Annotated in this window: 3 protein-coding genes; all 3 read right to left on the bottom strand. The window is 67.6% G+C overall.

The window, feature by feature from the left end; translation table 11 throughout:
- Nucleotides 1–1,106, bottom strand: a 1,106-nt coding sequence (locus ACOJSI_RS18985; RefSeq protein ID WP_420139886.1) for an ABC1 kinase family protein, incomplete at its 3' end; no start/stop codon positions are given.
- 15 nt (nucleotides 1,107–1,121) lie between these two features.
- Nucleotides 1,122–1,478 (bottom strand): thiol-disulfide oxidoreductase DCC family protein, encoded by a 357-nt coding sequence (locus tag ACOJSI_RS18980; protein ID WP_420139885.1) that lies wholly within the window; start codon nucleotides 1,476–1,478, stop codon nucleotides 1,122–1,124.
- Nucleotides 1,479–1,559: 81 nt separating this feature from the next.
- Nucleotides 1,560–2,137: FadR/GntR family transcriptional regulator (locus ACOJSI_RS18975; protein WP_420139884.1), on the bottom strand; the 578-nt coding region annotated here is incomplete at its 5' end.

Raw genomic sequence — 2,137 nt, 5'->3', positions numbered from 1 at the left:
CGCAGGATCACCCGGATCATCCGGTCGATACGATCGCCGTGGCGGGTCACCGCGTCGGCGCCCAAAAATCCCGCCGCCACGGCCGCATCGCGCACGGCGACAGCGTCTTGGGACAAGCCGGCCCGCAGCAGATTGCGATAGCCCCGCGCGGTTGCGGGCGAGACCGGCCGCACCGCGCCGAAATCCAGCAGGATCAGCCGGCCCGTATCGGGTTGGTAGCGATAATTGGCGAAGTTGGGATCGGTCTGCATGATCCCGAATTCGAACATCTCCCGCAGCACCAACGTGATCAGGCGATGCATCGCCGTATCGCGCACCGCTTGCGCGGCCGTCTCCAGTGTCTCGATCGGCTTGCCCGCCAGGAACGTCATGGCCAGCACGCGGTCGGTGGTGAATTCCCGGTCTAGGGACGGCACGACAATGTCCGGCGTGTCGGCCAGCAGCGCGTTGAACCGCATCATCTGCGCGCCTTCTCGCTCGTAATCGGCCTCCTCGGCCAATTGGCGCTTCGCTTCGGCCAACAGCGGCGCAATCTCCAGCCCTGCCGGTAAAAGGCCCGATATGCGCAGCAGCGTCGCGACATTGTCGACGTCGGCATCGATGCTTTCGCGGACGCCGGGATATTGCACCTTGATCGCCAGCTCGCGTCCATCCTGCGTGATCGCGCGATGGACCTGGCCGATCGAGGCGGCCGCGATCGGGCTTGGGTCGAAGCGCTGGAAACGCGTCCGCCAATCCTTGCCCCATTGCTCCGCCAGCACCTGCTTCAGCTGGGCGGGCGGCATGTGGTGGGCATTGTCGCGCAAGCGCGCCATGATCGCGGACAGCTCCGCCGGCAGCATGTCGCCGGCATCCATCGAGATCATCTGGCCGAGCTTCATCGCCGCCCCGCGCAGATGCGACAGCCGCTCCGCGACCCGACCGACATTGCCGGGCGTCAGCATCATGTCGCGCAGCCGCGGCCGCTCGCCGTCTGCCAAACGCCGCGCGCCTTCGGCCAGCATGCCACCGGCAACGCCACCGGCAAGCCGGCCGAATTGGCTCAGACGAGAGAGGCGCCCGCGCGGGACCTGTCGCGCGCGCGTACCGGTGATATCATCCGTCATCCTGTGATCACGCTGTCAGGACAGGCGGGCGGCAAGGCGCTGCAGCCGCGGCCGCACCCGCAGAAACGCACGATAGCCATGGTCGAGCAGCGTCAGCACGCCGGGTATACGCGCGGCGAGCCCGAAAGGGCGCAACAGCGGTATGGCACGCCACATCGCGGCAAAGGCGGCAGCGCCCGACAGCAAGGTCCCATTCTCCTGCGCGTGGAAGCGTGCGAGCAGATCGGCGCGATCGATCGGGCAGGCCTGGTCACTTGCCTGCGTCACATCGATGAACTGGATCGCACCCCGGCGATCGAGCCGGCGCATCAGCGCGATCTCCCGACGACACAGCGGGCAGGCGCCATCATGCCAGACGATCAGTTGCGACATGCGACGGATATGGGACGCCGCCCGGCGATGTCACGGGGCGTTCGGCGCGTTGCCGCACCGGCGGGTACCGCTCGCCCGGCGCTACTGATTGACCTTGGCGGTTGTGATAAACTCCATCACCTCGCCGATGATCGCGGTCATCGCGGTGCGGGCTGCTACCGGATCGCCAGACTGGATCGCGGTGAAGACTGCGCGATGCGCCGGCACGTCCGCGCTGCGCCCCTTGTAGCGGTTGGTGAAGCGGATCGAGGTGCGCAGCGCCGTCGCCACCATATCGCGAAACTGCAGGAAGAAAGGGTTGGCGGAGGCTTCCAGCACCGCGATGTGGAAGGCGATATCCGCCTCCAGCGTGTCATCCTCGCCGCGTTCGGCCGCTTCCATCCGCTGCAGGCCGGCTTCGATCGCATCATAGGCCGGTGACGGACCGGCCAGCGCCGCCAGCGCCGCCGCTTGCGGCTCGATCGCGCTGCGCAGTTCGTTGAAGTGGCGCAGCAGGTCCAGCGACAGTTTGCGCTCCAGCATCCAGCGCAGCACGTCCGGGTCGAACACGCTCCACATGCTGGGCGGCTGCACGGTCGTGCCCGCGCGCGGCCGGGCAGTGAGCAGGCCCTTGGCCGTGAGCATCTTCACCGCTTCGCGCGTCACCGTGCGGCTGACCG

It is taken from the genome of Sphingomonas sp. (assembly GCF_048595155.1).
Taxonomy (GTDB): Bacteria; Pseudomonadota; Alphaproteobacteria; order Sphingomonadales; family Sphingomonadaceae; genus Sphingomonas_I.
The sequence above is the reverse complement of the archived record's forward strand: the minus strand, read 5'-3'. Positions and strand labels throughout refer to the sequence as shown.

What these genes read in the sequence shown, in the direction of transcription:
- ACOJSI_RS18980 (WP_420139885.1), bottom strand. Translation starts at nt 1,478, where the DNA reads ATGTCGCAACTGATCGTCTGGCATGATGGCGCCTGCCCGCTGTGTCGT.